We start from the raw sequence: 25716 nt of genomic DNA, 5'->3' as shown, positions 1-25716 counted from the left end.
CGGCTGTCAGGGCGGGAGAGAACAATGACGGGGTGGATGGGTAAAAAGTCATCCACCCGCGCCGGTTACATCATTTTTTGCGGAAAGTGCAGAACCGGTCGTACCGACTCGCGTAACACGGGTGCAGAATAACGGATGCAGCATTTAATACAGGGTTTCACCTTTTTAAAATTAATTCGTGCGGTGGCCAAAGCCTGATTTAAATTATAGAGCGTACCGATGAACACCATATCCTCCTTAACCGGCAGACGTTTACACTCTTTCCGATGCAGCAGATGGTAACCCTCCTGATCGGTACTGATCGTCACGTAGTAGTAGATACCTTTATTCATATTATGTGTCCTGAATATATTTGCTGTGTGTAATCTTTTTATATTTTTAAACGCGCAGTTAACGAGCTAACTGTCAGGGTCGAAACTAACTGGATTCGATCGGGCTAACCAATTCCATAAAGATATATTAAAGATGAATTTTTAATCAAAAAAGAATATGGCGGTTAACTTTCAGACAAATACTTGTTTAATCAGTAAAATTTATTAGATAAGTAAACAAGACGGCAAGCCTGAGTAAAATTAAATAGGAAAAGGCCTGGAAGTCATCAAAATCAGATCCGCACCCGTCATATTTACGCATATTGCCGTACAAACTCAGGCACTGAAAAGCAGCGGCGGGCGAGGGAGAAAGCGTCGGCGTAGCAGCGAAAAACCGTGATTAATGCGCAAGATAGCAGCATGCGGCGTAAAGGGTGTCGTTGATGTAAGTGTCGCCGTGTGGAAGGCATAGCAGTTCTGGCTGGGCCTTTTTTAGCGCGCCACTGCGCAGACAATCACGTGAATTAAGGCAAATGCGCGGTTAATAACGCGGGGCATTGATAATACCCCGCAACCGATTAATAGCGTGAAGGCTGCCCTTCGGGCCGGGTTTTAAAGCGGCGATGCAGCCACATATACTGCTCAGGCGCCAGCAGCACCGTCTCTTCCACCACTTTATTCATCACGATAGCGGTATCCAGCTCACTCTCCAGTGAGAATTTGTGGCGGATATCCGGCATCATTTTCAGTTCGTAGCCGCGGCCGTGCGGCAGGCGGCGTGCCAGAAACGGCACCACGCTCGGATTAGCCAGACGAATCAGCATATGCGTGCCGGTGGTGGTCGCGGCTTCCTGAACGGCAAAGAACGGGGCGAATACACTGCTGCGCGGGCCGTAGTCGTGATCGGGCGCATACCAGATGATGTCGTTGTTCTTCATGGCGCGGATCATGCCTTTCAGATCTTTGCGGTCCAGCATGCTTTTATTGGAACGCATGCGTCCCCAGGTTTGCAGCCAGTCCAGTAACTTGTTGTCGTTAGGGCGATACACGCCAATGCCCGGGTTGTACATGCCAAACACGCGCGCACCCAGCTCCAGCGTCAGGAAGTGCATGCCAATCAGCAGGATGCCGCGCTTTTGTGCCAGCGCCTCGGTAACGTGTTCCAGGCCGCTGGTGCTGACCCATTTACGAATACGCCAGTCCGGCCAGAACCACGCCATGCCGGTCTCAATCAGCCCCATTCCCACCGATTCGAAATTGTGCTTCACCATGGCTTCACGTTCGCTGGTCGGCATATCGGGGAAGCACAGCGCCAGATTGCGTTGCGCGACCTGAACACGACGCTTCATAAAACGCATGGCAAGGCGTCCCAGCCCGCAGCCAGTCACGTACAGCAGCGGGTAGGGCAACAGCACCAGCACATAGAGGAAACCGATGCCCAGCCAGGTCAGCCAGTAGCGTGGATGAAGGAGTTCGCGGGTAAATTGCGGAAGTTGCGTCATGGAAATATCAATGTCCTGCGTCGTGTACCAGAGAGTCCGGTTTCTGTAATTGGCCGGGATTATGCCATTTTTTCTCTCTGACTGAAATCAACCATCCGTGCGTCAGCGCACGACGAACAGCATTTCTGCGCAGATATTGGCGAGCACAACGCAGAACCCCGTCGATTGTGGCTGATGGCAGGAGAATTGCACCAGAGGCTTTGCATCACGCTCAATTCAGGTATCATATGCGCGCTAAATTTCTTTGATTGCTAACAGGTGTTCACCATGCCAGTGTTACACAACCTCGTTTCCAATAAAGAGCTGAAAGAACGTATGCTGGCCGAAACCGAGCCGCGTACCACAGTCTCTTTTTATAAATACTTCCAGATCGCCGATCCACAGGCATTCCGCGACCGTCTCTATGTTGCCTTAACCCAGCTGAAGGTATTCGGCCGCGTCTACGTGGCGCAGGAAGGGATTAATGCGCAAATCAGCGTGCCGGCCAGTCGCTATGAGGCGATGAAGGCGATGCTCTATGCCTTTGACCCGGCGCTCGACAATCTGCGCATGAACATCGCGCTGGATGACGACGGCAAATCGTTCTGGGTGCTGCGCCTGAAAGTGCGCGATCGCATCGTGGCTGACGGTATTGAAGACGGTAGCTTCGACGCCAGTAACGTCGGTAACTATCTCAAAGCGGCCGAAGTCAACGCCATGCTCGACGATCCGGATGCGGTGTTTGTGGATATGCGTAACCACTACGAATACGAAGTGGGCCACTTCGACAACGCGCTGGAAGTGCCAGCCGATACGTTCCGCGATCAGCTGCCGATGGCGGTGGATATGCTGCAGGCGCAGAAAGACAAAAAAATCGTCATGTACTGTACTGGCGGCATCCGCTGTGAAAAAGCCAGTGCGTGGATGAAGCACAACGGTTTTGATGATGTTTACCACATTGAAGGGGGCATCATCGAATATACCCGTCGCGCGCGCGAGCAGGGTTTACCGGTGCGCTTCAAAGGCAAAAACTTCGTGTTTGACGAGCGTATGGGCGAGCGTATTTCTGACGATATTCTCTCCAGCTGCCACCAGTGTGGTGCGCCGTGCGACAGCCACACCAACTGCGTCAATGACGGCTGCCATCTGCTGTTTATTCAGTGCCCGAGCTGTGCGGAAAAATATCAGAACTGCTGCAGCCCGCTGTGCATGGAAGAGTCGAAACTGGCGCCGGAAGAGCAGCGCGCGCGCCGCGCTGGCCGTGAAAATGGCAACAAAGTGTTCAATAAATCGCGCGGTTTACTCAACATGACCATGGCGATCCCCGTGCCGGACAAAAAGTAACGGCTTAACAGCCTGGCGTATTGCCGCCAGGCTGTACTGCCCATTACTGACGCACACCTTCCACTGAAATGATCAGCTCGGCTTTTTGTGAGGCCGGACCGAGATCTTTGCTGATGTTGAACTCTTTCAGCACAATTTCGCCGCTGGCGGCAAAGCCGGCGCGATAACCGCCCCACGGATCCTTGCCTTCCCCAATCAGCTGCGCATCCAGCGTGATCGGCTTCGTTACGCCGTTGAGCGTAAGGTTGCCGGTGATCTTATAATCCTTGCCCTGTTTTTTAACCTCAGTCGAGCTGAAGCTGGCCTGCGGGAATTTGCCGGTATTGAGGAAATCCGCGCTGCGCAAATGCTTGTCGCGCTCGGCATGGTTGGTATCGAGGCTGTTGGTATTGATGGTCACGTTGACCTTGTCCGCGGCCGGATTGGCTTCATCAAAGGTAAAGCTGCCATCAAAATCTTTAAAGCTGCCGTACAGCCAGCTGTAGCCAAGATGCTGAATGCGGAACTGGACAAACGCGTGCTGACCCTCTTTATCAAACTTATACTCAGCCGCGCTGGCACTCAGGCTGGTCGAAAAGAGGGCAGCGGCGCTGAGCGCCAGCAGGGTTTTCCTGATCATATTACTTTTCCTTTTCAGAGGTTAAGGGGATGCGGTAACCGAGCATCCGTTTCAGCGTCATGTCGCGATCGACAAAATGGTGTTTCAGTGCGGCCAGGGCGTGCAGGGCAGACAACAGCACCAGAGCCCACGCCAGCCATAAATGGACCTCACCGGCGACATCGGCCTGCTCACCCGCGCCGGTAAACAGTGCCGGTACCTCAAACCAGCCAAACACTGAGACCGGCTTGCCGTCTGCGGTAGAGATCAGATAGCCGCTGATCAGCAACACCAGCAGCAGGCCATACAGCAGCCAGTGCGCCGCATGGGCGGCACGGCGTACGTGCGGCGAGTAACTGGTGAGCGGTGCCGGCGGGGGCGTTATGACGCGCCAGCACAGGCGCAGCAGCAGAGCAGCAAACAGTAAGATGCCGATGCCTTTGTGAATCTCAGGGGCGCTGTGATACCAGCCGTCGTAATAGCCAAGTCCGACCATCCATAAACCCAGCGCGAACATACCGTAAATCGTCAGCGCCATCAGCCAGTGCAACGCAATGGTTAACGCACCGTAATGCCGTGGAGAATTACGCCACATAGTTAAGCCGTTATCAGGAAATAAGTGGTAATGAGAATCTACAACCTGAAATAGAAAATCAATCGTCCTTACTTTTCTATAACTTTGAATTTAGGGGTTCGATATATATGGCGAAAGGCTGGCGGTGCAATTCAATAATTCTGAATAGATAAGCAAATAGCCGTTTTAGTCCTGGCGGCAATGGGTATTGCTACACCAAATGCGCCATAAACGCGGGCGAAAAGTAAATTTGTGTCAGGAAAGGTCAATAACTGCCAGTGCGATCCGCACCGGCAGCAACAAAATCAGGCAAAACGCGAAAGTGAGAAGGGCGTGAGGTCAAAGGAGAACGGTTTATTCTGCGCAAATTCGCTGGCCAGTTCACCCAGCACGCTGGCGAATTTAAACCCGTGGCCGCTCAGGCCGGTGATGATCAGTCGGTCAGGCTCACCGGGCAGGGTATCGATAATAAAATCTTCATCCGGCGTGTTGTCATAGCTGCAGGCTTCACCATGCAGGCACACGCCTACGCCTGGCAGAAACTGGCGCAGGAAGCTTAAGGCTTCGTTACCGTCAGCGGCGATGCTGCCGAACGGTTTGCGGTCCGCTGGCGTCTGCATCGGCTGACCGCCATCGTGGCGTCCCACTTTCAGGGCATTATTGTCTGCCGGGAAGCCGTAGAAATGGCTGCCATCCGGCATCTCTACCGTAAAGCCGGGGAACTGGTTATTTTCGCTGTAGCGCCCATCGGCCTGATACCAGGCAAACACCTTGCGCACCGGCGTAACGGGCAGATTGTCCACCAGCTGACTGACCCAGGTGCCGGCGCTGATCAGTAGCTTGCGCGCGCGGAATACGCCATCGCTGGTGGTGACCTGCTGCAGATCGCCCTCGCGGCCAATCGCGCTGACCGGGCAGTTAAACAGCTGCGCGCAGCCAGCCTGTTCCGCCAGCTGCACCCAGCTGCGCACCGCCTGTTCGCATTTCAGGAAGCCAGAGTTAGGCTCAAATACGCCTACGTAGCCGTCCGGTACGCTAAGCTGCGGCCAGCGTTTACGCACCTCATCGGCCTGTAACACCTGCACCGCTAACTGCCAGCGGTTAGCGCTGTCGATCACGTTGTGAATGAAATCCGAGCTGGCTGGCGCCAGATTAAGAATGCCACTGCGGTGCATAATGCGTTCGCCGCTCTGGCGCTCCAGCTCATCCCACAACGTCTGGGCGCGCAGCACCAGCGGCACGTAGCGTTCACCTTCGCCGTAAGCATGACGAATCAGGCGGGTTTCGCCGTGATGCGTCCCCTGGCTGTGGGGCGGGTGCGCGCTGTCGATCATCAGCACCGACAGGCCCGCCTGGGTTGCGTAGAAACCCGCGGCAGCTCCGACGGAACCACTTCCCACCACAATCAGATCATAAACCATGACGACATCACTCCTGCAAAACGGCGATTTTTTTCAATAGCATATCAAAAGAGTGCGCCCATGAAAAAGGCACCCTGTAGGGTGCCTTTTCACGCGATGGTGATGATTAGTGCTTGCGATTATCGCGTAGGTATTGCTCAGTGGACTCGATCTTTGCAATGCCAGCTTCGAGGATAGAGATAAACTGTCTGGCTACGTCAGTTGTCAGCCAGTATGTTGGGCCCACGTCAGCTTCTTCTTCTTTCTGGTCCTGCGATGATAGCGAGTGCAGGCGGATCATCATGGCGTCATAGCTGTCAACGGTGCTGATATCCCATCCCACCAGCGGATGGGTCTGGATGACGTCTTTACTTCTGTCCATTATAACCTCCTTATTACTCGTTAAACGAAGTGCTTTCGAGGTTCAATGCGTCTGTATCTTGCACTAGCGAGATAATTATAACATGGAATTAACAGTACAGTAGTTAAAAAGTGTGGTGACTAAAAACACAGCAAAATAAAAGCAGCCAAAAGCCGGTTTTCAACGAATAAATAAACGCCTTACGCAGCTGGGTATTTATTGTCGCAGCGCAACGTGTCGTCATACCGATTATCGGCATCTCAGCATTAAAACTTTAACGGGCTGAACGCCAGGGTAAAAATCTGAAATTATCCCTGCGACTCGGCAGGCAACTGCCCTTTGCGTCGATGGATCTCGTCCGCCAGCCGGGCAAAATGCTGCTGTAACTGAGCGTCATGATTCTGGTTTTGCGCTTCGAGCGTCAGATTGTGAGCCAGCAGCTGGCTGGCGCGATCGTCCAGACAGAAGGTCAGCGTAGCAAAGGCATTTTCCAGCACGGTCAAACGGCGTTGCTGTTCAGCAATGAAGGCCAGTAATTCTCCAAACGTCATCGCCTCTTCTGGTTTTTCAGTAGTCATGTGCAACACACCTCCTGTAAGCACGACGAGGCAAGAATAGGACATCGTTTAATCAGAGTTTAGCTGGCGCGGGTTTTTCTGGCGAGCGGGAAATAAAAACAAAAAAGCCGGGCGGCGGGCCCGGCAAAAACGGCACAGTGGCGGTTAATCGGTAATAAACCAGTCGTCAGCGCTTTCCCAGGTTTCCTGCAAAATATCGCTGATGCGGTCGCGTGATTCTTTACAGCCGCCAAACACGCTGAGCTGGTTACCACCGGCATAGCGCACTTTGACGTGATGATTGTCGTCGGGAAAATCGCGGGAGATACGGCGAGTGAGTTCAGCGCTCAGTGCATCCAGTGCACCGGCGGGAAGGGGCTGAGTCTTTGCTACGGTAATTTCAACACGCATAAACGCCTCCGGGATAATATACTGGTTATTTGTACAGTATAAAATTCCCGAAGGCAAGCGGCAGATGATTATTCTTTGATGCGCCAGTTAAGGGTTTCACCGGCAAGGAACGGAACCAGCGTATCGTCAGCGACCGTGATGCTCTCCTGCACCGTCCACGGCTCACGTACCAGCGTCAGGGTACCGTCGTTGAGCGGCAGGCCGTAGAACCTGGGGCCGTTCTCAGAGCAGAAGGCTTCAAAATGCTCCAGTGCGCCAAGCTCTTCAAACACGGTCAGATAAGCGGGCAGCGACGTCGGCGCATTAAATACGCCGGCACAGCCACAGCTGGCTTCTTTCAGGTGGCGCAGGTGCGGTGCCGTGTCGGTGCCCAGGAAGACGCGACGGTTGCCGCTTGCCACCAGGTTACGCAGCGCTTCCTGATGAATGTTGCGCTTCAGAATGGGCAGACAGTAGAGATGCGGGCGCACGCCGCCCACCAGCATATGGTTGCGGTTGAACATCAGATGCTGTGGCGTAATGGTCGCGCCAAGCAGTTCATTGCCGGCGGCTACATACTCCGCAGCTTCCTTCGTGGTGATGTGTTCCATCACCACTTTCAGGCCCGGGAACTGCTGACGCAGCGGTTGCAGCACGGTTTCGATGAAACGCGCTTCACGATCAAAGATATCAATGTGCGCATCGGTGACTTCGCCGTGCACCAGCATCGGCATGCCGATTTCCTGCATGCGCTCCAGCACGCTGGCAATGGAGGCAATGTTGGTGACGCCATGGCTGGAGTTAGTGGTGGCGTGTGCCGGATAGAGTTTAGCCGCCGTAAAAATACCGCTGCGGAAGCCGCGTTCGATTTCATCCGCATCAAGCGAATCGGTGAGGTAACAGGTCATCAGCGGCGTGAAGTGATGCTCAGCAGGCAGCGCCGCCATGATGCGTGCGCGATACGCTTCGGCAGCCGCAACGCTGGTGACCGGCGGAACCAGATTTGGCATGACAATCGCACGACCATTCACCGCGCTGGTATAGGGCAGCACTGCATTGAGCATCGCGCCATCGCGCAGGTGGATGTGCCAGTCGTCAGGGCGGCGAATCGTGATTTGCTGGGGTTGGGCTGTCATTGAAAAAGGCTCCGGCTGAGGTGAAAACGAAATGGCTCGTTTAGGCCGGGGACTAATCATAAGGGGGCGGGCAACCGTTTGCACGGGATTTTGCAGTGCGGGAGAGAAATAACCGCAGGCGCGGCAAATTGCGTAGCAGCGTGGCAGGCGCGGGCAGAATCATGTCGGCATCCTGCCACGCTATGCAGGGCCGCCACTGAGAACGGCCCCTTGCAACGTTAATCGGTAAACGGAATCACCAGCTGTCCAGGCTTCACTTCCAGCCCTTTAGCCAGTTTCTTCGCCAGCGCCTCGCCTTTGCTACGGTCGGCACTCAGCACGTAGGCGGGTTTTTCATTGAAATAGCGCTTGAGGGATTCGTTCAGATACGGCGTAAGGGTTTTCATGATCGACGCCATCTTCTCAGGTTGTACCTGCGCGTCGACGATTTCGAGGTCCTGCAGATAGATTGCGCCCTGCTGCGCGTTGTACACCGGTTGCGCTTTCATCTTCAGCTGCATTTCGGCCTGCTGCGGACCAAACAGCGAGCTGACGTTGATGTTGGCTTTACCAGACAGCGTCACTTTGCCGGGTTCTTCACGGCCAATCTGGCTGCTCAGATCGGTCAGTACAATATGGGCATTCACCAGCCCGGACACGCCGATGTCTTTCTCGTAGTTGTTGCGCTTTTGCAGCGCCTGATTCACTTCCTGCTCGCTGATGGTGTATTGCGTCAATTGGTTACAGCCGCTGAGCAGCACGGCAAAAAACAGGGCAAACAGCCCGGGAAACGCCTTCTTCATCATTTCTTCTTCCTGGTTGATACGGCCAAACAGCCTTAAGCCTGCCTGATTCAGGGCCAGGTGTCACCAGGAGAGAGATGAGAAACGCAGCCGCGCGCTTCTCATCACAGCGCCATCAGGCCGCAATCGACGACAGAAGATTCACCTGCGTCTGTTTCGCCATATTATCGCGGTAGTCGGCGACGCGGCTCGGCCATTCGATACCGGAAACCAGCGTCAGCGAGCGCAGCAGCGGAAACAGATGAATGTCATCCTCAGACAACTCGCCGTTTACCGCATTGGGTTTAACAATCAATTTATCCAGCTGGCGCAAATCATCGCTGATATTTTTGATGAAACCCGGGGCATGCTTACGCAGTTCGGCAAAGTCACCGAGGCTGGCCTGTTTCTTTTCGCGGAAGTAATCACGTGCTTCGGGGGTGGCGAATTCAGCAAAGGCGGCCTCGGCGATGCGCGGCAGCAGCAGCTTGTTGATGTAGCCATTGACCCGTCGCAGCCAGTCGGCGATGGCGGGATTTTGCTTGCCGGTCAGCAGCGGCTGGCGATCCTGATTATCGACAAAGCGCACGATATCCATGCTCTCTGGCATCGCACTGCCATCGGCTTTTTGCAGAATCGGCGCCATTTTCTGGCCAATCAGCTTTTTCGGCGTTGCTTCATCATCATTGAGCATCACAATCAGCTCAACCGGCAGGTTTTTCAGGCCAAATATCATGCGTGCTTTGACGCAGAAAGGGCAGTGATCGTAGATGTAAAGTTTCATCCCGTTTCTCCTGTGATTCTCAGGGTGACGGAGGTCACCCTTTTTCCGGACGTGCGGGAAGTATGGAAGAGAACGCCTGAACCGGCAAACTAGCTGCTGAAGATCGCCGGTGCCACCTGGCGCGGCTGGAACTGCCACCACAGCGCCAGTAGCGTGATCATGCCGACGGTGCTGAGCAGCATCCACGGCAGCTCCGGCAGGGCCAGCTGCTGGCCCATATCGAACATCCAGCCGCCACCGGAGTAGCCAATCAGCCCGCCAATCGCCAGGCCGAGCCGGCTGAAACCCATGTAGCTGCCGCGTGCCCGGGCGCTGGCCAGGGACGCACTCAGGGTTTCACGCGCCGGTTCAGCGATGATCGATCCGAGATAGAAGACGGCGATCAGCAAAAACAGCGACGGCAGCGAATCGGTCATGCCAACCGGCAGCAGACTGAAGGTCATCAGAAACAGTCCGGCCATCAGGCGTGTTTCCAGGCGGAAGCGCTTTTCACTCCAGCGCGCCAGCGGGTAGAGCAGCGTGAGCGACAGCAGCGCCTCAATCGCGTACATCCACTTCACCGCTGCCGGTGCGCCCGCCACCTGATTGACCATGACCGGCAGCATCAGCATCACCTGCACGGCGAGAATGTAATAGCCGGTCAGGGTAAAGACATACAGGCGGAAACGGCGGTCGCGCCACACGCGCTGCATTCCCTCGCGCATGGCGATACGCTCCGTAGAGATGCGCCATGCTGGCAGCCACACGGCGTTAAAGATGGCGGCGACGACAAACACCGCCGCACCGACCCAGCACACCAGACGGAAATCCCACGCCAGCAGCCAGCTGCCAATCAGCGCGCCCAGCACCGCGCCGGCGCTGTCCTGCATCATCAGCAGCGAAAAGAAGCGCCCGCGCTCGCGTGCCCGCACCAGTTTCACCACCAGCGCGCTGCGTGGCGGATCGAACAGCGTGCCGCCCAGTCCGGACAGCAGGCAGGCGAGCCACAACAGCCACGGCTGATGCGCCAGCGCCATGCAGGCGAAACCGGCGGCGCGCATCAGCATGCCGGTGACGATCAGCGGCCGCGCGCCAAAGCGGTCGGCAATCGCCCCGCCAAAGATGCCGAGCCCCTGCTGCACCAGCTGACGCAGGCCAAGCGCAATGCCGACCAGCAGCGCGGCCCAGCCAAGCTGTTCAACGAAGTGAATAGAGATCAGGGGAAACACCACAAAGAATCCCATCACCACCAGCATGTTATCGACTAACAGAAATGTTTTTCCAAGGCGTCGTGCCCGCGCTACCCGTGACATGCTGAATCCTGAGCAAGTGAGAGGGAAAAGTGACCAGTTGATCTATTTTCCGCCTGCCCCGGCGGGAAAAATAGCGTTTTCAGGATGATATTTTTTTATCCAGTCTGAAGAGAAATTAATCCTTAATCGGAATCAATTGCCATGAGCGATGCGCGGGGTTTTACCGCAGCCGGGGTGACGGTTATAGTGAGAAGTAACGCCGCTGGCGTACATCTTTCTTTCGTTATGGATTTCAGGAGTCATGATGTTTGGCTATCGCTCTGCTGGCCCGCGCGTGCGGCTTACCACCGATCGTCTGGTGGTGCGTTTAGTACATGAACGCGATGCCTGGCGTCTGGCGGATTACTACGCCGAAAACCGCGCCTTTCTTAAACCCTGGGAACCGGTGCGCGATGAGAGCCACTGTTATCCTTCCGGCTGGCAGGCGCGCCTGGGTTTAATTGCCGACATGCATAAACAGGGCTCCGCGTTCTATTTTGTGCTGATGGACCCGGAAGAGCATGAAGTGCGCGGCGTCGCCAACTTCAGTAATGTGCTGCGCGGATCGTTTCATGCCTGCTATCTCGGCTACTCGCTGGGAGAGAAGTGGCAGGGGCAGGGCATGATGTTTGAGGCGCTGCAGGCGGCGATTCGCTATATGCAGCGCCAGCAGCGCATTCATCGCATCATGGCCAACTATATGCCGCACAATCAGCGCAGCGGTGATTTGCTGGCGCGCCTCGGCTTTGAAAAAGAGGGCTACGCCAAAGACTATTTACTGATTGATGGTCGCTGGCAGGATCATGTGCTGACGGCGCTTACCTGGCGCGAATGGAACCCGGATCGTCGCGGACAATAATAAAAGGAACACGTATTGAAGATGGCTCTCTCCGCGCAGGCATTGCGCGTGATCGGCTGCCTGCTGGAGAAGCAGGTCACCACGCCGGATCAATATCCGTTATCCCTCAATGGCGTGGTCACCGCCTGTAATCAGAAATCTAACCGCGAGCCGGTGATGAACCTGAGCGAAAGCGAGGTGCAGGCTCAGCTCGATGAGCTGGTGAAAAAGCATCTGGTCACCGCTAACAGCGGTTTCGGTCAGCGCGTCAGCAAATATGAACAGCGTTTCTGCAACTCGGCGTTTGGCAATCTGCAGCTGAATGCCGCCGAAGTGGCGGTGCTGACGCTACTGTTCCTGCGCGGCGCGCAGACGCCGGGCGAACTGCGTACCCGCAGTGGTCGTCTGCATGAGTTTCAGGACATGGCCGAAGTGGAACGCACGCTGGAGGGGCTGACGACGCGCGATGACGGCCCCATGGTGGTGCGTCTGGCACGCGAGCCGGGCAAGCGAGAAAGCCGCTATATGCATCTGTTTGGCGGCGAGGTGGCGGACGAGCTATCCGCGAGCCACACAGCGTCGCCTGAGTCTGACGATCTGGCCGTGCGCGTTGCTCAGCTGGAAGCGCAGGTGGCGCGCCTTGATGCTCAGCTGCAGCAACTGCTGCAGCGGGAGGCGTGAAATGACGCTGCGTATTGGTGTGGTCGGGCTTGGCGGTATCGCGCAGAAAGCCTGGCTGCCGGTGCTGGCGCAGGCCAGCGGCTGGCAGCTGGTCGGCGCGTTCTCGCCCAGCCAGGCGCGGGCGCAGCCGATCTGCGACAGTTACCGTATTCCTTATTTTAGTCAGCTGGATGCGCTGGCGGCGGCCAGCGATGCGGTGTTTGTACACAGCAGCACCGCCAGCCATTTTGAGGTAGTGCAGGCGCTGCTGCTGGCCGGTAAAGATGTTTGTGTCGATAAGCCGCTGGCCGAAACGCTGCAGCAGGCGGAGACGCTGGTGGCGCTGGCGGAAAAGCGCAAACGCAAACTGATGGTGGCCTTCAACCGGCGCTTTGCACCGCGCTACCAGCAGCTGAAAGCGCAGCTGCCGGGCGCGTCCTCGCTGCGCATTGAGAAACACCGGGCAGACAGCGTCGGCCCGCACGACCTGCGCTTTACCCTGCTGGATGACTATCTGCACGTGGTCGATACCGCGCTGTGGCTGGCCGGCGGCAAGCTCAGGCTGGAGTTCGGCCATATCGACACCCATGATGACGGCGCAATGCTCTACGGCGAGCACCATTTCTCGGCCGGATCGCTGCAAATTACCACCAGTATGCATCGCCGCGCGGGCACGCAGCGTGAAGTGGTCAGCGCCATCTGCGACGGGCGTTACATCGAGATTAATGAGATGCGCGACTGGCGTGAAGAGACGCTTAGCGGGCTGCGCAGTGATGTCCCGCCGGCGTGGCAAAGTCATCTGACCCAGCGTGGCTTCAGCGGTGCGGCACACCATTTTATCCAGTGCGTGGAAAATCAGACGATGCCTGAAACCAGCGGTGAACAGGCGCTGGCGGCGCAGCGTCTGGTGGAAAAACTGTGGCGCGACGCCGTACAGGAATAATCCCTTGTAACACTCAATGCTGGTCATTTCCCACCGCAGCAGTAGACTATCGCCGGACATCGCAGGATGTCCGCGCTAAGTTGCTCATTTATCCGACACTTTTCAGGATGCGCCACTCATTATGAATTTGCTGAAATCGCTGGCTGCGGTCAGTTCGATGACCCTGTTTTCCCGCGTGCTGGGCTTTGCCCGCGACGCCATCGTGGCGCGCGTTTTCGGGGCTGGCATGGCCACCGATGCCTTTTTCGTGGCGTTCAAACTGCCCAATCTGCTGCGCCGTATTTTCGCCGAAGGCGCCTTTTCACAGGCCTTCGTGCCAATTCTTGCCGAATATAAAAGCAAGCAGGGCGAAGACGCCACGCGGGTGTTTGTTGCCTATGTATCAGGCCTGCTGACGCTGGTGCTGGCGGTGGTGACGGTGCTGGGCATGGTCGCAGCTCCCTGGGTAATCGTGGTAACGGCGCCGGGTTTTGCCGATACCGCCGACAAGTTCGCCTTAACCAGTTCGCTGCTGCGCGTCACCTTTCCTTATATTCTGCTGATCTCGCTGGCGTCGCTGGCCGGGGCGATTCTTAATACCTGGAACCGCTTCTCCGTCCCGGCGTTCGCGCCCACGCTGCTGAATATCAGCATGATCGGCTTTGCGCTGTTTGCCGCGCCGCACTTCCATCCGCCGGTGATGGCGCTGGCGTGGGCAGTGGTCGTGGGCGGGCTGCTGCAGCTGTTTTATCAACTGCCGCACCTGAAAAAGATTGGCATGCTGGTACTGCCGCGCGTCAACCTGCGCGATGCTGGCGTGTGGCGGGTGATGCGCCAGATGGGCCCGGCGATTCTCGGCGTGTCGGTGAGCCAGATCTCGCTGATCATCAATACCATTTTCGCCTCGTTTCTGGTCTCCGGCTCGGTGTCGTGGATGTACTACGCCGATCGTCTGATGGAGTTTCCCTCTGGCGTGCTGGGCGTGGCGCTCGGCACCATCCTGCTGCCGTCGCTGGCGAAGAGTTTTGCCAGCGGCAACCACGATGAATATTCCCGTCTGATGGACTGGGGCCTGCGTCTGTGCTTCCTGCTGGCGCTGCCGAGCGCGGTTGCGCTGGGCATTCTTTCCGGTCCGCTCACCGTGGCGCTGTTCCAGTACGGCAAATTTACCGCTTTTGATGCGGCGATGACCCAGCGCGCGCTGATTGCCTATTCGGTTGGGCTGATGGGGCTGATCGTGGTGAAAGTGCTGGCGCCGGGCTTCTATTCGCGGCAGGACATCAAAACGCCGGTAAAGATTGCTATCGCCACCTTGATCATGACCCAGCTGATGAACCTGGCGTTTATTGGCCCGCTGAAGCACGCCGGTCTGTCGCTGTCGATTGGTCTGGCGGCCTGCCTGAATGCGGCGCTGCTCTACTGGCAACTGCGCAAACAGCAAATCTTTCAGCCGCAGCCGGGCTGGCACGGTTTCCTGCTGCGTCTGCTGGTCGCCGTGGCGGTGATGGCTGCTGCGCTGCTGGGCATTCTGCAGGTGATGCCGGCGTGGGAAGAGGGGCAGATGTGGTGGCGGCTACTGCGGCTGGCGGCGGTGTGCGCCATTGGCGGCGGCGCTTACTTCGTGATGCTCGGTTTACTGGGTTTCCGCCCGCGCGATTTTGCCCGCCGCACGGCGGTGTGAACGCACAATAAAAAAGGGTCGCCCGGCGTGGCGACCCTGATTCAGCGGACCCGCAGCACGGCTGCGTTTAGCCTTTGCGGCTCAGCGTGGCCTGGCCTAAACCACGACCGTCCGGACCATAGAACGACTGGGTCTGATGCGGTTTCAGCACCGACAGCGCCTGTTCAGTAAAGGTCATCTGATGCTGCAACAGCATGCCATTGTGCTGATTGGCGTCGCGCAGACGCTGGGTATGTTGCTGAATGCTGTGCCAGCGGCGTGCGATATCACTGTGACCACGATAAGGCGCTTTGGTACCCAGCGACAGCTCGGTTTTGCGGCGCATCTCGTCCAGATAATTCAACGTCGTCAGCAGCGCGCTTTTATCTTCTGTAATGCGCTGCAGCAGGTTGCCATTGATCCGTCCGGCAGAAAGTTGCTGCTGCTCTTCATCCATCACGACGTTAAGCGAACTCAGCACATCCTGCATTTTATCTAAGGTGGTCAGCAGATTATCCATCGGGACTATTTACCCTCTAAAAACGCCCTGGTATCGGCGATCAGCGCATCGGCGATCTTACCGGTATCCATTTTCAGTTCACCATTACGAATGGCGGTCTTCAGCTGCTCTACGCGCGCTGTGTTAATATCTTTGCTGCCCGGCTGCATCAGCTGCGCCTGAGCGGGACTCAGCGTCACTTCTGCACCATTCTGGCTGGTGCTGGCGGCCGGTGCGCTGTTCTGACGCACTTTTGCCTGGTTGTCGCTGCTGTCACGGGTTTGTACAGTGCTCACCGGTTTTAAAGGCTGCGTTCTGTCGATACTCATGGTGTGGCTCCTGTTAGGGTCAGTTGGGGATCAGCCAACTGAGTCAGCATAGGGTAATATCATTGTTGATATCTCTATCGGCAGAACAACAGCGTTCTTTAACGCTTTATAGCGATATCAGAATATTCCCATCCTCGCTGACACGACCGCTTACCACCTGGCCATTGCTCATGCGCACGCGCACCGTCTGCGCCGCGCTGGCGTTGTTTAACGCACGACCTTCACTGCTGGCATTAAAGCCGTTGCCGCTGGCAATTACCATCACATTCTGACCGGCTTTCACCCGCCACGGCTGGCGCAGCATGGTGGCCGTCACCGGCTGGCCTGGCGCAATGTCACGCAGGGCAATGGCGTCCGCCAGATTGCTGCTGCTAAGCAGCGCGCGCGCCGGCAGCGTGTCCAGCCGGCCACTTTCCAGGCGGAAATCACTGGCGCTGACGTTGCTGCCGCGCGCCAGCTGACGATTGGCCACCAGATACTCACCGGTCACCTGCACCTGTACCTGCAGATAGCGACGATTCTGGCCGCAGCTGGCGGCAATGCTCAGATTGCCCCACTGGCGACTGTTACCCGGCAGCAGCAGCTGCGGTGTGTCGCAGGCGGGCCACTGCGTCTGCGGCGTGCGGACCACCACGGTCATACCGGCGGCGTGCTGCGGATCGCGTGCCTGAAAGAACTGAGTCAGCTGCGCGCTGAGATCGGCGGCATAGCCGGGCGTCGCGAAGGCCAGCCACAGCAGGGCCAGCAGGGAAGAAGTTGTACGCATCAACGCCTCCTGTCGAAAAGATGGCACTGAGTCTACTCCGCGCACCAAAAATTCAAGGTGAAAAATAGCCACGATTTTTGCTGCTATTCAGACGATAGCCCTTGCTTTTGTCCCATTAAGCTGTCAGCTCGAAATTCTCATTCGCGGAGGAAGCATGCTCGACAAACTCGATGCCGCGCTGCGATTTGGTACAGAAGCATTAAACCTGCGGGCGCAGCGCCAGGAGATTCTGGCGTCTAACATTGCCAACGCCGATACCCCGGGCTACCAGGCGCGGGATATCGACTTTGCCAGCCAGCTGAGCAAGGTGATGCAGAACGGCCGTGCCGAAGGCAGCAGCCTGGCGCTCAATGTCACGTCATCACGTCACATTGAAGCGCAGACCAACTCACAGCCCGCACTGGATCTGCTGTACCGCATTCCCGATCAGCCTGCCGCGGATGGTAACACCGTGGATATGGATCGCGAGCGTACGCAGTTTGCGGATAACAGCCTGAAATACCAAACCGATCTCACCCTCATCAGTAGCCAGATCAAAGGCATGATGAGCGTTCTGCAGGGGCAATAATCATGGCATTGCTGAATATCTTTGATATCGCCGGTTCTGCGATGACCGCACAGTCACAGCGGCTCAACGTCAGCGCCAGTAACCTGGCCAACGCCGACAGCGTCACCGGGCCGGACGGCCAGCCGTACGTGGCGAAGCAGGTGATTTTCCAGACCGATGCCGCTCAGGGCGCGGCCACCGGCGGCGTCAAAGTGGCCGGTGTCGTGAACGACCCGACGCCCGCCAAACTGGTCTATGACCCGGGTAATCCGCTGGCTGACCAGAAAGGCTACGTCAAAATGCCTAACGTCGACGTGGTCGCCGAAACCGTTAACACCATGTCCGCGTCGCGCAGCTATCAGGCCAACGTCGAAGTGCTGAACACGGTGAAGTCAATGATGATGAAAACCCTCACCATGGGTCAGTAACGGAGACGCATTATGAGCCTTGCAGTAGGGATTAAAGACAACCTCGACCCCACGGTCCTCAGCTCCAGCAGCAGTACCGGCAGCGGCAACAGCGCGCAGGATCTGCAAAACCAGTTCCTGAACATGCTGGTGACGCAGCTGAAAAATCAGGACCCGACTAACCCGATGGACAACAGTCAGCTGACAACCCAGCTGACGCAGATCAACACCCTGAGCGGCATTGAAAAACTCAATACCACGCTGGGATCGATCTCCGGTCAGATCAGCACCAGCCAGTCGCTGCAGAGCTCAACGCTGATCGGCCATGGCGTGATGGTGAAGGGCAGCCAGGTGCTGGTCGGCAGCGGCACCAGCACGCCGTTTGGCGTGGAGCTGGGTACCGCGTCGACCGCCACCAGCGTCACCATTAAAGATGGCAACGGCAGCGTAGTGCGTTCCATCGATCTCGGCGGTCTCAGCGCCGGCGTTCACACCTTCTCGTGGGACGGCAAGATGGACGATGGCAGCGCCGCACCGGACGGCAAATATACGGTTTCACTCGCCGCCAGCAATGGCAGCACCCAACTGGTGGCACAGCCGCTGAACTACGCCTATGTCAACGGCGTCAGCACCGTGAATAACACCGCAAAACTGGATCTCGGCACCATGGGCTCCGCGACCCTCGATGAAATTCGTCAGATTCTCTGACTAACCTCTTAGCAGGAGAAATAGCATGTCATTTTCACAAGCGGTGAGCGGCCTGGGCGCTGCCTCCAGCAACCTCGACGTTATTGGTAACAACATCGCCAACTCGGCGACGGCCGGCTTTAAATCCAGCACCATCGCGTTTGCCGATATGTTCGCCGGTTCGAACGTGGGTATGGGTACCAAAGTCGCAGCGGTGATTCAGAACTTTAACGACGGCACCACCACTTCCACCAGCCGTGGGCTGGACTTGGCGCTGAGCGGCAACGGTTTCTTCCGTCTGACCGACGCCAGCGGCGGCGTGTTCTATTCGCGCAACGGCCAGTTCACACTGGACGAAAACCGTAACCTGGTGAACACCCAGGGCCTGACCGTAACCGGCTATCCGGCTAACGGCACTCCGCCAACCATTCAGGCCGGTGCCAACCCGGTGGCGCTGAGCATTCCGACCACCCAGATGTCGGCGCGCGCCACCACTACCGCCACCATGGTATCCAACCTGAACTCAACCGATGCGGTGCCAACCGGCGGTGCGTTCACGGCAACCAACGTGGATACTTACAACGCCAAAAGCACCGTGACCGTGTACGACTCGCAGGGTAACGACCACGCGCTGGATCTGTACTACGTCAAAACGGCCGACAACAACTGGACGGTGCACGCGATTGATTCCACCACCGGTCAGGCTGCCGGTAACTTCAACATGGTATTCGATACCAGCGGTAACCTGACCTCGGCCAGCACAGTGGCGCTGACCATTCAGGGTGCGAACGGTGCTGCGGCCAACCAGGCGGTCAGCCTCAGCGTGCTCGGCAGCCTGCAGCAGAACACCGGCAAAACCAACTTCGGTAACCCAACCCAGGATGGCTATGCACCGGGCGATCTGACCAGCTACACCATCAACGATGACGGCACCATCACCGGGACTTACTCCAACCAGAAAACCCAGCTGCTGGGTCAGATTGTGCTGGCGAGTTTCTCTAACCCGGAAGGGCTGAAGTCCGAGGGTGATAACGTCTGGTCGGCAACCAACTCTTCGGGCCAGGCGGCAGTCGGTCTGGCAGGCACCGGTACCTACGGCAACCTGACCTCCGGCGCGCTGGAAGCGTCCAACGTCGACCTGAGTAAAGAGCTGGTGAATATGATCGTTGCCCAGCGTAACTATCAGGCCAACAGCCAGACCATCAAAACGCAGGACCAGATTCTTAACACCCTGGTCAACCTTCGTTAATACGCTAACGGGATTGCTTTATGGATCACGCAATATATACCGCGATGGGCGCGGCCAGTCAGACGATGGAGCAACAGTCTGTCACCGCCAGCAACCTCGCCAACGCCTCGACGCCGGGCTTTCGCGCTCAGCTCAATGCGCTGCGCGCGGTGCCGGTCAACGGCTGGTCGCTGCCAACACGTACGCTGGTGGCCGCTTCCACACCGGGGGCCGATATGTCGCAGGGCTCGCTCGATTATACCGAGCGTCCGCTCGATGTGGCGGTGCAGCAGGATGGCTGGCTGGCGGTGCGTACCGCTGACGGCAGCGAAGCTTATACCCGCAACGGTAACATGCAGATCAGCCCGACCGGCCAGTTGACCATTCAGGGCAATCCCGTGATGGGCGATGGCGGTCCGATTGCCGTGCCGCAGGGCGCGCAACTGACCATTGCCGCCGACGGCTCCATCACCGCGCTTAACGCCGGTGACGCGCCGAACGCCACGGTGCAGCTTGGACGGCTGAAGCTGGTACGTGCCACAGGCCAGGAACTGACGCGCGGTGATGACGGCATGTTCCGTCCCAGCGCCGCCACTCAGGCACAGCGCGGCGCGGCGCTGCCGAATGACGCGACCGTGCAGGTGATGCCGGGCGTGCTGGAGGGCAGCAACGTGAAGCCCGTGGAAACCATGGTCGACATGATCGCCAACGCCCGACGTTTTGAGATGCAGATGAAAGTGATCTCCAACGTCGATGAAAACGAACAGCGGGCTAATCAGCTACTCAATATGAGCAGCTAAGGCTTAAGGAAAACACAATGATTCGTTCTTTATGGATCGCGAAAACCGGTCTTGACGCACAGCAGACCAACATGGACGTCATCGCCAACAACCTGGCGAACGTCAGCACCAACGGCTTTAAGCGTTCACGCGCGGTGTTCGAAGACCTGATGTACCAGACCCTGCGTCAGCCGGGTGCGCAGTCGTCAGAACAGACCACGCTGCCGTCGGGCCTGCAGATCGGCACCGGTGTGCGTCCGGTGACCACCGAACGTCTGCACAACCAGGGCAACCTGTCGCAGACCAGCAACTCAAAAGATGTGGCGATTAATGGTCAGGGCTATTTCCAGGTGCAGATGCCGGACGGTACGTCGGCGTATACCCGCGACGGCTCGTTCCAGGTGGATCAGAACGGCCAGCTGGTGACCAACGCCGGTTTCCCGGTGCAACCAGGCATCACTATTCCGGCGAACGCCACCAGCATCACCATTGCGCGTGACGGCGTGGTGACGGTGACACAGCAGGGGCAGACGCAGCCGGCGCAGGTTGGCCAGCTGACGCTCAGCACCTTCATGAACGATGCCGGACTGGATAGCGTCGGGGAAAACCTCTATCAGGAAACCCAGGCTTCTGGCGCACCAACCGAAAGCACGCCGGGCCAGAACGGGGCCGGTCTGCTGTATCAGGGTTACGTGGAAACCTCCAACGTCAACGTGGCGGAAGAGCTGGTGACCATGATCCAGACGCAGCGCGCTTATGAGATCAACAGCAAAGCGATCAGCACCTCCGATCAGATGCTGCAGAAGTTAACCCAGCTGTAATGCCGGGATCGTTGGGCCAGCGCGTCTGGCCCGATTAAGAACATGAAAAAGGTCAGAACTCCGTGGCGAAGCAAGTGATTCTCAAGCCTGGGCATTGGTTAGTAGCCACGCTGCTACTGACCCTTAACGGTTGTGCGCTGGTGCCGCGCACGCCACTGGTACAGGGTGCGACGACGGCTGAGCCGACGCCATCCGCACCGCCGGTGGTGAACGGTTCCATTTTTCAGGGCGTGGCGCCGCTCAACTACGGCTATCAGCCGCTATTCGAGGATCGTCGTCCACGTAACATTGGTGACACCCTGACCATCACGCTGCAGGAAAACGTCAGCGCCAGCAAAAGCTCTTCAGCCAATGCCAGCCGCGACGGCAGCAACAGCTTTGGCCTGAGCGCCATCCCAACCGGCCTGGCCGGACTGGTGGGCGCCGGCGGCGAAAAAGCCGCGCTCGATGCCAACGGCAAAAACGATTTCGCTGGCAAAGGTGGCGCGACCGCCAACAACACCTTTACCGGCACCATCACCGTCACCGTTAACCAGGTGCTGTCGAACGGCAACCTGCGCGTGGTCGGCGAGAAACAGATTGAAATCAACCAGGGCACCGAATTTATTCGCTTCTCTGGCGTAGTGAACCCGCGCACCATCAGCGCCAGCAACGCGGTGTTGTCAACGCAGGTCGCCGATGCACGTATTGAGTACGTCGGTAACGGTTATATCAATGAGGCGCAGACCATGGGCTGGTTCCAGCGCTTCTTCCTGAACGTCTCGCCGATGTAAGAGGTCATGATGAAAAACACTACACTGCTGCGTTTGGGCCTGGGCCTGTTGCTCGGCATCAGCAGCCTGATGGCGCAGGCCGACCGCATCCGCGATCTCACCAGCGTGCAGGGCGTACGCGATAACCAGCTGATTGGTTACGGTCTGGTGGTTGGCCTTGACGGCACCGGTGACCAGACCACCCAGACGCCGTTCACCACGCAAACGGTGAGTAACATGCTGTCGCAGCTGGGCATCACCGTGCCTGCCGGCACCAACATGCAGCTGAAAAACGTGGCGGCGGTGATGGTCACCGCCAAACTGCCGTCGTTTGCCCGTCAGGGACAGACGGTTGACGTGGTGGTGTCCTCTCTGGGTAACGCCAAAAGCTTGCGCGGCGGTACGCTGCTGATGACGCCGCTGAAGGGCGTCGATAACCAGGTTTACGCGCTGGCGCAGGGTAACATTCTGGTCGGCGGGGCGGGAGCCTCGGCCGGCGGCAGCAGCGTGCAGGTTAACCAGCTCAACGGCGGCCGCATTACCGGTGGCGCCACCGTGGAACGTGAGCTGCAGAGCAACTTCGGCAGCCAGAACACCATCAACCTGCAGCTTAACAACGAAGATTTCACCATGGCGCAGCGCATTGCTGATGCCATCAACAGCCGTGGCGTGGGGTCAGCGCTGCCGCTGGACGCCCGTACCGTGCAAATCCGCGTGTCGCCAAATAACAGCTCGCAGGTACGTCTGCTGGCGGAGATCCAGAACATCGACGTGTCGGTGCCGCTGGAAGACGCCAAAGTGATCATTAACTCGCGCACCGGTTCGGTGGTGATGAATCGCGAAGTGACGCTCAACACCTGTGCGGTGGCGCAGGGCAACCTGTCGGTCACGGTTAATCAGCAGCAGAACGTCAGCCAGCCGGATACGCCGTTTGCCGGTGGTCAGACGGTTGCCACCACGCAAACGCAGATCGATCTGCGTCAGAGCGGTGGCGCGCTGCAGCGGGTTAACGCCAGTGCCAACCTGAACAACGTAGTGCGGGCGCTGAATGCGCTGGGTGCGACACCGATTGAGCTGATGTCGATTCTGCAATCGATGGAGAGCGCGGGCTGCCTGCGCGCGAAGCTGGAAATTATCTGATGACCGATACGCAATCGCTGATGAACGCGGCGTATGACAGCCGCTCGCTGAACGAATTGAAACGCCAGGCTGCCGTGGACCCGAAAGGCAAAGCGCTGCAGGTGGCGAAGCAGGTCGAAGGGATGTTCGTGCAGATGATGCTGAAGAGCATGCGTGAAGCGCTGCCGCAGGATGGCATGCTGAGCAACGATCAGACGCGGCTTTACACCTCGCTTTACGATCAGCAGATTGCACAGGAAATCGGCAAGCGCGGACTGGGTCTGGCCGACACCATTGTCAAACAGATGCAGCCGGCGCAGGCACCGGACGAAAGCGCCGGTACCGTGCCGATGAAACTGGATAACAGCTTCATCTATAGCAGCATGGCGCCCACGCAGCTGGAGCAGATGGTGCGCAAAGCGGTGCCGCGTCTGCCGGTCTCGCCGGCCAGCCTGCCGGGTGACAGCAATGAGTTTATCGCCCAGCTGGCGCAGCCGGCGAAAGTGGCCAGCCAGCAGAGCGGCATTCCTCACCATCTGATTCTGGCGCAGGCGGCACTGGAGTCCGGCTGGGGCCAGCGGCAGATCCTGACGCGCGACGGCAAGCCGAGCTACAACGTGTTCGGGATCAAAGCCAGCGGCGACTGGAAGGGCGAAACCACCGACATCATGACCACGGAATACGAGGGCGGTGAAGCGAAGAAAGTGCGCGCCACCTTCCGCGTTTATGGCTCCTATTTCGAAGCGCTCAGCGACTACGTGCGGTTGATTTCCAGTAACCCGCGCTATGCGGCGGTGGCGAATGCACCGAGCGCCGAGCAGGGCGCGCGCGCGCTGCAGGCGGCCGGCTACGCGACTGACCCGAAATATGCGCAGAAACTGGTAGGAATGATCCAGCAATTCAAAAACATGGGCGAAAAAGTGGTTAAGGCTTACAGCCAGGATTTCACCGACCTGTTCTGATTTTTCCGCTCAAGTTTCGCTTAAGCACGCCGATAACCTTCACATGCCGCGGGCGTTGTGGCCCGCGCAATTGCACTGATGACTGCCAGCCCGGTTAACGGGAAAAAGGAACCGAGATGTCCAGCATAATTAACTCCGCGATGAGCGGGCTGAGCGCCGCACAGGCCGCATTAAGCACCACCAGTAACAACATCAGTAATTACACCGTGGCCGGTTATTCGCGCCAGACGATTTTGCTGTCGCAGGCCAACAGTACGCTGCAGGGCAGCAACTATTATGGCAACGGCGTCAACGTGACCGGCGTGCAGCGTGAATACGATGAGTTTATTACCGCCCAGTTGCGCGGTAACAGCGCCAACTACAGCGCGGTCAATTCACAGTACAACCAGATTTCGAATATTGATGATCTGCTGTCGACGTCGACCACCAGCCTGTCTGACTCGATTCAGAGCTTTTTCACTAACGTGCAGAACGTGGTGAGTAACGCGGACGATCCTTCTGCGCGTCAGTCTATGCTGAGCTATGCGCAGGGACTGGTAAACCAGTTCCAGACTACCGCACAGTATCTGACCAGCATGCAAAACAGCGTCAATACGGACATCAAAGCCAGCGTCGAGCAGATCAACACCTACTCCAGCCAGATTGCCGATCTCAACACGCAGATCGCCAAGCTGACCACCGGCGGCGGCTCTGCGCCCAACGATCTGCTCGATCAGCGCGATCAGCTGGTCAATAACCTGAATGGCCTGGTCGGCGTGAATGTGTCGCAGCAGGACGGTAACTACATCGTCTCGATGGGTAACACCACGCTGGTCAACGGCAGCAAAACCACCTCGCTGATCGCCATGCCTTCCAGCAGCGATGCGTCGCGCATTACCGTGGGCTATGTCGATAAGCAGGCCGGTAACGTTGAGATCCCGGAAAAAACGCTGACCACCGGTTCGCTCGGGGGCCTGCTGGCATTCCGTACCCAGGATCTGGATAACGCGCAGAACCAGCTCGGGCAGCTGGCAGCGGCATTCACCACCAGCTTCAACCAGGTGCACAGCCAGGGCTATGACAGCAAAGGCAACACCGGCATCAACTTCTTCGATATTGGTAGCCCGACAGTGGTGACCAACAGCAAAAACACCTCTGCCGCTACCGTCAGTGCCAGCTGGACCGACACCGGGGCGATGAAAGCCTCTAACTACAGCGTCAGCTATGACGGCAGCAACTGGTCGGTGACGCGTCTTTCGGACAACGTGAAAGTGACGCCGACCATGGGCAGCGACGGTGCCGGCAATACCACCATGAGCTTTGACGGACTGTCATTAACGGTAAATGGAACGGCTAACGCCAAAGACAGCTTCCTGGTCAAACCGGTGCAGGATGTGATTAGCGGCATGTCAGTGGCTATCACCAGTGAATCGCAGATCGCGGCAGCTTCGGCTGCGGGTGGCGCCAGCGATAACCGTAACGCGCAAAAGCTGCTGGACCTGCAGGATGCCAAACTGATTAACGGTAACGCCACGCTGGCGCAGGGTTATGCCAGCCTGGTGAGCACCGTCGGCAACAAAACCAAAAACCTCGAAACCGCCGCCACCACCCAGAAGGGCGTGGTGACGCAGCTGACTGAACGTCAGCAGTCGGTTTCTGGCGTAAACCTCGACGAAGAGTACGCCAACCTGAGCAAATATCAGCAATTTTACATGGCGAACGCGCAGGTACTGCAAACCGCCAATACCATTTTCGATGCTCTGATGAGCATTCGCGGTTAATACGGGAGGCCT

Annotated in this window: 30 protein-coding genes; 15 read left to right on the top strand and 15 right to left on the bottom strand. The window is 57.5% G+C overall.

Translation table 11 applies throughout. The features are described from left to right. Positions 1 to 65: 65 nt before the first annotated feature. Positions 66 to 332, bottom strand: coding sequence for a hypothetical protein (locus tag F3I21_RS03660; protein ID WP_021506442.1), 267 nt, complete (start codon positions 330 to 332; stop codon positions 66 to 68). A 557-nt stretch (positions 333 to 889) separates the two neighbouring features. Then, positions 890 to 1813 carry a Kdo(2)-lipid IV(A) acyltransferase gene (locus tag F3I21_RS03655; RefSeq protein WP_021506441.1) on the bottom strand — a complete coding sequence of 308 codons (924 nt, stop codon included), beginning with the start codon at positions 1811 to 1813 and terminating at the stop codon, positions 890 to 892. Between the two features lie 267 nt (positions 1814 to 2080). Between F3I21_RS03655 and F3I21_RS03650 the strand changes: the two genes are divergently transcribed. Then, entirely contained in the window at positions 2081 to 3136 is a 1056-nt protein-coding gene (locus tag F3I21_RS03650; protein ID WP_141495574.1) for a rhodanese-related sulfurtransferase, read from the top strand. Positions 3137 to 3179: 43 nt separating this feature from the next. Here F3I21_RS03650 and F3I21_RS03645 read toward each other — a convergent pair whose 3' ends face one another. The 10 genes from F3I21_RS03645 to mdtH form a co-directional block, all read right to left on the bottom strand. Continuing rightward, on the bottom strand, positions 3180 to 3755 hold the full coding sequence (locus F3I21_RS03645) for a YceI family protein (RefSeq protein WP_021506439.1): 576 nt from the start codon (positions 3753 to 3755) through the stop codon (positions 3180 to 3182). Position 3756: 1 nt separating this feature from the next. Then, positions 3757 to 4329, bottom strand: a complete 573-nt coding sequence (locus F3I21_RS03640; protein WP_150058335.1) for a cytochrome b — start codon at positions 4327 to 4329, stop codon at positions 3757 to 3759. Between the two features lie 284 nt (positions 4330 to 4613). Continuing rightward, a complete protein-coding gene (gene solA / locus F3I21_RS03635) occupies positions 4614 to 5729 on the bottom strand; it encodes an N-methyl-L-tryptophan oxidase (RefSeq protein ID WP_150058333.1) in 1116 nt (371 codons plus the stop codon). 106 nt (positions 5730 to 5835) lie between these two features. Then, a complete protein-coding gene (gene bssS, locus F3I21_RS03630; protein WP_021506436.1) occupies positions 5836 to 6090 on the bottom strand; it encodes a biofilm formation regulator BssS in 255 nt (84 codons plus the stop codon). Between the two features lie 287 nt (positions 6091 to 6377). Beyond that, positions 6378 to 6647 (bottom strand): hypothetical protein, encoded by a 270-nt coding sequence (locus F3I21_RS03625; RefSeq protein WP_010617279.1) that lies wholly within the window; start codon positions 6645 to 6647, stop codon positions 6378 to 6380. 144 nt (positions 6648 to 6791) lie between these two features. Continuing rightward, entirely contained in the window at positions 6792 to 7037 is a 246-nt protein-coding gene (gene dinI / locus F3I21_RS03620) for a DNA damage-inducible protein I (protein WP_021506435.1), read from the bottom strand. Positions 7038 to 7105: 68 nt separating this feature from the next. Continuing rightward, positions 7106 to 8152 (bottom strand): dihydroorotase, encoded by a 1047-nt coding sequence (pyrC, locus tag F3I21_RS03615; protein ID WP_021506434.1) that lies wholly within the window; start codon positions 8150 to 8152, stop codon positions 7106 to 7108. Positions 8153 to 8370: 218 nt separating this feature from the next. Further along, a complete protein-coding gene (locus F3I21_RS03610) occupies positions 8371 to 8934 on the bottom strand; it encodes a lipoprotein (protein ID WP_021506433.1) in 564 nt (187 codons plus the stop codon). Positions 8935 to 9049: 115 nt separating this feature from the next. Next, positions 9050 to 9697, bottom strand: a complete 648-nt coding sequence (grxB, locus tag F3I21_RS03605) for a glutaredoxin 2 (protein ID WP_021506432.1) — start codon at positions 9695 to 9697, stop codon at positions 9050 to 9052. An 89-nt stretch (positions 9698 to 9786) separates the two neighbouring features. After that, entirely contained in the window at positions 9787 to 10989 is a 1203-nt protein-coding gene (gene mdtH / locus F3I21_RS03600; RefSeq protein ID WP_150058332.1) for a multidrug efflux MFS transporter MdtH, read from the bottom strand. Positions 10990 to 11233: 244 nt separating this feature from the next. On the opposite strand from mdtH, the gene rimJ reads away from it, so the two are divergent. From rimJ to murJ, 4 genes are all read left to right on the top strand, one after another. After that, positions 11234 to 11827, top strand: a complete 594-nt coding sequence (gene rimJ / locus F3I21_RS03595) for a ribosomal protein S5-alanine N-acetyltransferase (protein ID WP_021506430.1) — start codon at positions 11234 to 11236, stop codon at positions 11825 to 11827. 15 nt (positions 11828 to 11842) lie between these two features. Further along, positions 11843 to 12487: a DUF480 domain-containing protein gene (locus F3I21_RS03590; RefSeq protein ID WP_059010451.1), complete on the top strand. Its 645-nt coding sequence runs from the start codon at positions 11843 to 11845 to the stop codon at positions 12485 to 12487. Position 12488: 1 nt separating this feature from the next. Then, positions 12489 to 13409 (top strand): Gfo/Idh/MocA family protein, encoded by a 921-nt coding sequence (locus F3I21_RS03585; RefSeq protein ID WP_150058331.1) that lies wholly within the window; start codon positions 12489 to 12491, stop codon positions 13407 to 13409. Between the two features lie 121 nt (positions 13410 to 13530). Continuing rightward, positions 13531 to 15069 (top strand): murein biosynthesis integral membrane protein MurJ, encoded by a 1539-nt coding sequence (gene murJ / locus F3I21_RS03580; protein ID WP_058759461.1) that lies wholly within the window; start codon positions 13531 to 13533, stop codon positions 15067 to 15069. 67 nt (positions 15070 to 15136) lie between these two features. On the opposite strand, the gene flgN is transcribed toward murJ, so the two are convergent. From flgN to flgA, 3 genes are all read right to left on the bottom strand, one after another. Then, entirely contained in the window at positions 15137 to 15568 is a 432-nt protein-coding gene (flgN, locus tag F3I21_RS03575; RefSeq protein WP_021506426.1) for a flagellar export chaperone FlgN, read from the bottom strand. A 5-nt stretch (positions 15569 to 15573) separates the two neighbouring features. Next, entirely contained in the window at positions 15574 to 15876 is a 303-nt protein-coding gene (gene flgM / locus F3I21_RS03570; RefSeq protein WP_058775421.1) for a flagellar biosynthesis anti-sigma factor FlgM, read from the bottom strand. Positions 15877 to 15982: 106 nt separating this feature from the next. Continuing rightward, the gene (gene flgA, locus F3I21_RS03565; RefSeq protein WP_021506424.1) at positions 15983 to 16642 is read right to left on the bottom strand and encodes a flagellar basal body P-ring formation chaperone FlgA; all 660 of its coding nucleotides are present in this window, start codon (positions 16640 to 16642) and stop codon (positions 15983 to 15985) included. A 154-nt stretch (positions 16643 to 16796) separates the two neighbouring features. Here flgA and flgB point away from each other — a divergent pair, with 154 nt between their 5' ends. The 10 genes from flgB to flgK all read left to right on the top strand — a co-directional run bounded on the left by flgB (position 16797) and on the right by flgK (position 25704). Beyond that, positions 16797 to 17210 carry a flagellar basal body rod protein FlgB gene (flgB, locus tag F3I21_RS03560; RefSeq protein ID WP_021506423.1) on the top strand — a complete coding sequence of 138 codons (414 nt, stop codon included), beginning with the start codon at positions 16797 to 16799 and terminating at the stop codon, positions 17208 to 17210. 2 nt (positions 17211 to 17212) lie between these two features. Beyond that, positions 17213 to 17617, top strand: a complete 405-nt coding sequence (flgC, locus tag F3I21_RS03555; protein WP_021506422.1) for a flagellar basal body rod protein FlgC — start codon at positions 17213 to 17215, stop codon at positions 17615 to 17617. A gap of 12 nt (positions 17618 to 17629) precedes the next feature. Beyond that, positions 17630 to 18304 (top strand): flagellar hook assembly protein FlgD, encoded by a 675-nt coding sequence (flgD, locus tag F3I21_RS03550; protein WP_021506421.1) that lies wholly within the window; start codon positions 17630 to 17632, stop codon positions 18302 to 18304. 25 nt (positions 18305 to 18329) lie between these two features. Beyond that, entirely contained in the window at positions 18330 to 19532 is a 1203-nt protein-coding gene (gene flgE, locus F3I21_RS03545; RefSeq protein ID WP_150058330.1) for a flagellar hook protein FlgE, read from the top strand. Positions 19533 to 19552: 20 nt separating this feature from the next. Continuing rightward, complete coding sequence (locus F3I21_RS03540) at positions 19553 to 20311, top strand: flagellar basal body rod protein FlgF (protein WP_058759464.1); 759 nt, start codon at positions 19553 to 19555, stop codon at positions 20309 to 20311. A gap of 17 nt (positions 20312 to 20328) precedes the next feature. Continuing rightward, positions 20329 to 21111, top strand: coding sequence for a flagellar basal-body rod protein FlgG (gene flgG / locus F3I21_RS03535; protein ID WP_021506418.1), 783 nt, complete (start codon positions 20329 to 20331; stop codon positions 21109 to 21111). A 62-nt stretch (positions 21112 to 21173) separates the two neighbouring features. After that, on the top strand, positions 21174 to 21884 hold the full coding sequence (locus F3I21_RS03530; RefSeq protein ID WP_021506417.1) for a flagellar basal body L-ring protein FlgH: 711 nt from the start codon (positions 21174 to 21176) through the stop codon (positions 21882 to 21884). A gap of 69 nt (positions 21885 to 21953) precedes the next feature. Beyond that, complete coding sequence (locus F3I21_RS03525; RefSeq protein ID WP_230201060.1) at positions 21954 to 23003, top strand: flagellar basal body P-ring protein FlgI; 1050 nt, start codon at positions 21954 to 21956, stop codon at positions 23001 to 23003. Beyond that, entirely contained in the window at positions 23003 to 23944 is a 942-nt protein-coding gene (flgJ, locus tag F3I21_RS03520; protein WP_021506415.1) for a flagellar assembly peptidoglycan hydrolase FlgJ, read from the top strand. Before F3I21_RS03525 ends, flgJ begins: the two co-directional genes overlap by 1 nt. A gap of 116 nt (positions 23945 to 24060) precedes the next feature. Further along, positions 24061 to 25704 carry a flagellar hook-associated protein FlgK gene (flgK, locus tag F3I21_RS03515; RefSeq protein WP_150058329.1) on the top strand — a complete coding sequence of 548 codons (1644 nt, stop codon included), beginning with the start codon at positions 24061 to 24063 and terminating at the stop codon, positions 25702 to 25704. The last annotated feature ends 12 nt before the right edge of the window (positions 25705 to 25716 follow it).

The sequence above is a fragment of the Pantoea sp. B_9 genome, assembly GCF_008632015.1.
Classification (GTDB): Bacteria; Pseudomonadota; Gammaproteobacteria; order Enterobacterales; family Enterobacteriaceae; genus Pantoea; species Pantoea dispersa.
Note: the sequence above shows the minus strand (reverse complement) of the source record. Positions and strands in the feature narration are given on the sequence as shown.